Genomic DNA, 6,095 nt, shown 5'->3' on the forward strand with positions numbered 1-6,095 from the left:
ACCATTCACTGCGTAAAGAGGGCGGTTATCGGACAGCGGGTTCCAGATTTCGCATTACGTGGTTTGTCTTTTAGAATCGGCAAAATTTCGAGTGGAACCCCCCCATGGCCGGCAGTCAGATCGAACGTGTTTTCAGCGTGCTGGAAAGCCTCACCAGTGACCCTCGCGGCCTGCCGATGCAGACGTTGGCGGAGCAACTGGACATCCCCAAAAGCGCGACCCACCGTCTGCTCACCGAGCTGATTCGGCTGGGTTACGTGCGACAGAATCCGGAGAACCTGCGCTATCACCTGTCGACCAAACTGGTGGCGATGGGTTTCCGTTACCTGTCGAGCAGCGGCGCCGATATCGTGCAGCCGGTGCTCGATCGCCTGGCCGAGGAAACCGGCGAGCTGGTGCGCCTTGGCGTTATTGAAGGCGAGCGCCAGATCTGGATCGCCAAGTCTCAGGGTGCCCGCTCGGGCCTGCGCTACGACCCGGACAYGGGCCGTGATGCGCCCTTGTTCTACACCGCGTCGGGCCATGCATGGCTGGCGTGCATGAGCGATGCCGAAGCGTTGTCGCTGGTGGAGCGTCAGGGGAGCGAACGGCCGAAAGACCTGGGGCCGAACGCGCCGCGTTCCAACATTGAGTTACTGGAGCGCCTGCGTCTGGCGCGAGAGCAGGGCTACGCCTGGGTCGAAGAGAGTTCGGCAGTGGGCACCTCGGCGATTGCGGCGGTGGTGCGCCACCCAGGCGACGGTCGAGTGATCGGTGTGCTGAGCATTGCCGGGCCAAGCGCGCGGATGCCGGGGGCACGGTTGCATGAACTGGCGCCGCTGTTGTTGAAGTTCACTGAGGAGCTGTCTGCCGCAAGCCTGGCTTCGGAGTTGTTCGTCTAATTCTGCCCGCACAAACCCATATGTGGGCTATGCGAATCTGTGCGTTGTTCGAACACAAGTTGCCGTTACTTCTGTAAGAATCTGGAACCAGGTTCTAAATTATTGGAATTCATCCCTCCGACAATAATCACAAGAGGACCGCAGCATGACTTCGCCCCTTCGCATCGCCCTGATCGGTGCCGGCAACATGGGCCAGCAGCATTACCGGCATCTGCAAACCCTGACACAAGCGACGTTGTGTGCGGTGGCCGATCCCGGCCCACAAGCGGCAGGCCTCGCAGGCGAATGGGGCGTGGGGTATTTCGCGGATCACCGTCAGATGCTGGACCAGGCGAAGCCAGACGCGGTGATCGTCGCCAACCCGAACACGCTCCACGTCAGCACGGCGCTCGATTGCCTCGCCGCCGGCGTGCCGGTGCTACTGGAAAAACCGGTGGGTGTGCACCTGGATGAAGCGCGCGAACTGGTGGCCGCGTCAAAAGCCACCGGAGTTCCCGTGCTGGTCGGCCACCATCGCCGGCACAATCCGTTGATCGTCCGCGCCCATGAACTGGTGCAGGGTGGCGCTTTGGGGCAGCTGACGACGGTGACGGCGCTCTGGCAGTTGCGCAAACCCGACAGCTATTTCGAAACGTCGTGGCGCCGCGAGCCCGGTGCGGGGATGTTGTTGACCAACCTGATTCACGACCTCGACCTGCTGCGGCATCTGTGCGGCGAAGTGCGCCAGGTGCAGGCAATCACCAGCAATGCGGTGCGCGGATTTGCCAACGAAGATTGCGCGGCGGTGCTGCTGCAATTCGACAACGGCGCACTGGGCAGCCTGACCGGTTCCGACGCGGTGGCGGCGCCCTGGAGTTGGGAGCTGGGTTCCGGGGAGAATCCGGCCTATCCGCGCCAGGCCGATCAGCCCTGTTACTTGCTGGCCGGGACGGGCGGTGCATTGAGCATTCCGCAGCTCAAGCGCTGGCACTACGCCGACGTCGATGGCGGATGGCATCAACCGTTGCTGGCGGAACAGGAACGCTTCAGCGTCGATGAAGCATTGCGTTTGCAGTTGCAGCACTTCGTGCGCGTGGCGCGTCGGGAAGTCGAACCCTTGGTGAGCGCGGCCGATGCTGCGCGCACCCTGGCGCTGGTTGAGGCGATTCGCGAGGCCGCCGAAACCGGTCGTGCCTGCACCCCGATGTCAATCGAGGGATGAGCATGAGTGAGCGAATCTTTTCCCTGGCCAGCCTGACGGTGCTGGAGTTGTCTCCGCCGGAGATGGTCGAAGTCGCAGCACGGGCAGGATACAGCCATGTCGGACTGCGCCTTGAACCTGCGACACCCGAAGAACATCACTTTGCGCTGGTAGCCGATGTCGGTTTACGGCGTGAGACGCTGGCGCGGCTGCACGACACCGGCATTCGTGTGCTGGATGTTGAAATCCTGCGTCTTAAACCGCAAACCGTCGTCGCCGACTTCGAGAAGATTCTGGCGGTCGGGGCGCAATTGGGTGCCAGTGAATTGCTGGTGGCCGGTAACGATCCCGACGAACAACGACTCACCGAGAACTTCGCCCGGCTGTGTGATCTGGCGGCACCTTACGGGCTGCATCCGCATCTGGAGTTCATGCCATGGACCGATGCACGCAATCTCGAACAAGCGGTGCGCGTCGTCGAAAACGCTGACCGGGAAAACGGCGCGGTGTTGGTGGACGCGTTCCATTTCGACCGATCGGGTTCGCGGCTGGAAGATCTGGCCAAAGTTGCCCCGTCACGGTTACGGTACACGCAGTTATGCGATGTCGCGGGGCCACGGCCAACGGACATGGCGGAGATTTTGCGTCAGGCGCGTAACGAGCGGCGTTTTCCGGGCGATGGTGATTGTGATCTGGCGGGGTTGTTGCAGTGTTTGCCGGCCGATATCCCGTTAAGCCTGGAGATTCCCACCGTGAAGTTGCTGGAGCAGGGCGTGAGCGGGTTGCAGCGGGCGCAGATGGCGTTGGATAAGACTCGGGAATTGTTGGCGCGGCGGTAAGCGGTGCTGCGCACCTATCGCGGGCAAGCCACGCTCCCACAGGTTATCCAGTGTTCATGCAGGAACGAGGCTTGCCCGCGAAGCTTTTGATTTTTGATGCAAAAAAAAAGGATCGCTAATGACCATCAGCACCCCGCTCTCCGGTGTAAACCAACCCTTCAAAGGGATTCTGCTGATTGTCGTCGCGACCTTTCTGTTTTCCRGTCACGACGCCTTGTCGAAATATCTATCGGGGTTCTATCCGATCGTCATGGTGGTCTGGGCCCGTTATGTGGTTCACACCTTGCTGATGGCCGGGATTTTCCTGCCGCAATCGGGGTTGCGCGTCCTGCGCACCAAACGGCCATTGCTGCAGTTGTTCAGGGCGTTGTGCCTGTTGGGCACCAGTTTGTTTTTCACCACCGGTTTGCAGTACATCCCGTTGGCCGAAGCCACGGCGGTCAACTTTCTCGCTCCGGTTCTGGTCACCGCGTTGTCGGTGCCACTGCTGCGTGAGCGGGTCACCCGTGGCCAATGGATCGCGGTGATTTGCGGATTTGTCGGCGTATTGATCATCGTCCATCCCGGCGGGGATCTGTTCACGCCAGCAGTCTTGCTGCCGCTCTGCTCGGCACTGTTTTTCTGCTTCTATCAATTGCTCACCCGCAAGCTCAGTGAAATCGACAGCCCGACCACCAGTAACTTCTTCGCCGGCCTGTGCAACACCCTGGTGATGAGTGCGTTGGTGCCGTTTTTCTGGAAAGTGCCAAGCCTTGGGCATGGATTGATGATGGTTGCACTGGGCGCCTGCGGGATGACGGCGCACCTGTTTCTGACCCAGGCGTTCCGCCATGCCGCCCCCGCGCTGCTGGCACCGTTCGGCTATTGCCAGATTGTCTTTGCCGGTTTGCTGGGCTGGTTGCTGTTTTCTCACACGCCGACCCTGACCACGGTGGTCGGGATCGCGGTGATTTGCTGCAGCGGGTTGGCGGCGGCGTGGCAACAAAGCCGCCGCTGAACCCGGTCAAAATTTGAAACGCACCACCAGGTTTTGCAGGCCCGCCGCCAGTCGCGACAACTCCTGGCTGGTGGCGCTGGTCCGGGTTGCGGCGTCGGCGCTTTCCAGCGACAGGTCGCGGATGTTCAGCAGATTACGATCCACCTCACGGGCCACCTGCGCCTGTTCTTCCGAGGCGCTGGCGATCACCAGGTTACGTTCATGGATCTGCTCCATCGCCCGGGTGATTTCTGCCAGTGCCAGCCCGGCCTGTTCAGCAATCGACAAGGTTTCGGCGACACGCTGACTGTTGTCGTGCATCGACATCACCACACCGTTGGTATCGCCCTGAACCCGGCCGATGATCTGTTCGATCTCCCGGGTTGATTGCTGAGTGCGATGCGCCAGCGCCCGAACTTCATCGGCCACCACCGCGAAACCACGCCCGGCTTCCCCGGCTCGCGCAGCCTCGATGGCGGCATTGAGCGCGAGCAGGTTGGTCTGTTCGGCGATGGCGCGGATCACGTCCAGCACCTTGCCGATTTCCCGGGACTGCTCGGCCAGGGTCTGAACCTGTTGCAGTGCGATGCCCGCATTGCTGCTCATCGCCTGAATCGAATCCAGTGTTTCAATCACCCGTGCCTGGCCCTGATTGGCTTGCTGTGTGGACTGTCTGGTGCTGTCGGAAGTCGACACCGCGTTGCGTGCCACTTCTTCCACCGCGACGGTCATTTCGTTGACGGCCGTGGCGGCCTGCTCGATTTCATTGTGTTGCTGTTGCAGCCGACTGGAGTCCTGTTGAGTGCTCTGATTCATCTGCTGGGCGGCGGCCGCCAGTTGGGTCGACGTGCCGCTGATCAGTTGCAGGGTTTCCCGCAGGCTGGTCTGCATGGCTGACAGGGCCTTGAGCAAGCGTGCGGTTTCATCGGCGCCGTGGCTGCGGATCGGTTGACTCAGGTCACCGGCGGCCACTTGTTCGGCCACGTCGACCGCCTGACGGATCGGCAGGACGATGCTGCGAATCAACAGCCAGGCCAGGCACAGGGTCAGGAGCGCGACCGCTATCAGCGCACCGATCACGGTGATTTTTACCTGGTTGTAGAGCGAGTCAGCCTGGTTGGCTGACAGGCTGACTTCGTTGGCGGAAAGCGCCATCAATTCGGCGAACTGGTCACCGGTCTGGGTCGAGTAGTCCTGGATTTTGCCATTGAGCAACGCGGTCATTTCTTCGCTGCGGTTCTCCCGCGACAGCGCTTCGTATTGCGCCAGCGCCTGGCGGTAGCTGGTGACGGTGGCGACGAACTTTTCGTACGGCCCCCGGTTGTAATCACCGACCAGCGGAGTGAATTTTTCCAGCGTCTCTGCAAGCCAACCCTGCACTTGGTGCAGGCGTGTGACGGTGGCATCGAGCACCTTTGGATCGCGGTTGAGCGCCATGCGCAGGCTGAGCACGCGAATACTCAGGATGTAGTCGCGGATTTCACCCAGGTGGCGAATGCTGGGCAGGGAGACGTTTTCAGTGTGCTGGCCGGTGGCGCGAACCTGCGCGACCTGTTTAAGGGCGAACAGCCCCTGCAACAGGACCAGCAGGGCGATGACGCCGAAGCTGATCACGGCACGCTTGGCGATGCTCAAGTTACCTGGCGACATGGTGTGCCTCTGTGGCTTTGAGAAAAAAGGGTGAAATGGATAAATCGCGGCCATAAAAAAACGCAGGCCCGGGATCAGGCCTGCGTTTGTGGTGTATCAATCTTTTACGGTCGGAATCTTGCGCGGTGCCATGAAGTACATCCAGGTCAGCGCGATGAAGTACATCGCCGGAATGATGGTGAACAACACGGTGTAGTTGTTGTTGGTGATGGTCAGAATGTGGCCGACCAACTGGGTCATGAACATCCCGCCGATCGCCGCGCACATGCCACCGAAGCCGAACACMGTACTCATCATGTGTTTAGGCGTGTAGTCCATCACCAGGCTCCAGATGTTCGCGGTCCAGGCCTGGTGCGCGCCAATGGCCAGGGAGATGGCGAAGACTGCGAGCCACAGGCTGCTCGAACCGGCGGCCATGACCACGCCGATGATGCAGCAGGCGAACAGGAACATGGACATCAGTCGGGCCTTGATCGGGTTGATCCCGCGACCGATCAGGAACGAAGACAGGATCCCGCCGCCGACGCTGCCGAAGTCAGCCGTGAGGTAGATGATGATCAGCGGAATAC

6 protein-coding genes are annotated in these 6,095 nt (G+C 60.9%); 4 read left to right on the forward strand and 2 right to left on the reverse strand.

Features of this window, described 5'->3' with window-relative positions; genetic code table 11:
- The first annotated feature begins 104 nt into the window (after positions 1-104).
- The 4 genes from AC1DLB_RS18665 to AC1DLB_RS18680 all read left to right on the forward strand — a co-directional run bounded on the left by AC1DLB_RS18665 (position 105) and on the right by AC1DLB_RS18680 (position 3,897).
- Positions 105-881: an IclR family transcriptional regulator gene (locus AC1DLB_RS18665; protein WP_477785419.1), complete on the forward strand. Its 777-nt coding sequence runs from the start codon at positions 105-107 to the stop codon at positions 879-881.
- A 145-nt stretch (positions 882-1,026) separates the two neighbouring features.
- Positions 1,027-2,082 carry a Gfo/Idh/MocA family protein gene (locus AC1DLB_RS18670; RefSeq protein ID WP_477743855.1) on the forward strand — a complete coding sequence of 352 codons (1,056 nt, stop codon included), beginning with the start codon at positions 1,027-1,029 and terminating at the stop codon, positions 2,080-2,082.
- 2 nt (positions 2,083-2,084) lie between these two features.
- Entirely contained in the window at positions 2,085-2,900 is an 816-nt protein-coding gene (locus tag AC1DLB_RS18675; RefSeq protein ID WP_477743856.1) for a sugar phosphate isomerase/epimerase family protein, read from the forward strand.
- A 118-nt stretch (positions 2,901-3,018) separates the two neighbouring features.
- Positions 3,019-3,897: a DMT family transporter gene (locus tag AC1DLB_RS18680; RefSeq protein WP_477785420.1), complete on the forward strand. Its 879-nt coding sequence runs from the start codon at positions 3,019-3,021 to the stop codon at positions 3,895-3,897.
- A gap of 6 nt (positions 3,898-3,903) precedes the next feature.
- Here AC1DLB_RS18680 and AC1DLB_RS18685 read toward each other — a convergent pair whose 3' ends face one another.
- Complete coding sequence (locus tag AC1DLB_RS18685) at positions 3,904-5,526, reverse strand: methyl-accepting chemotaxis protein (protein ID WP_477743857.1); 1,623 nt, start codon at positions 5,524-5,526, stop codon at positions 3,904-3,906.
- 96 nt (positions 5,527-5,622) lie between these two features.
- The coding region (locus tag AC1DLB_RS18690) for an MFS transporter (RefSeq protein WP_477785421.1) at positions 5,623-6,095 on the reverse strand (473 nt) is incomplete at its 5' end.

Source organism: Pseudomonas sp. 05N434, from assembly GCF_056396965.1.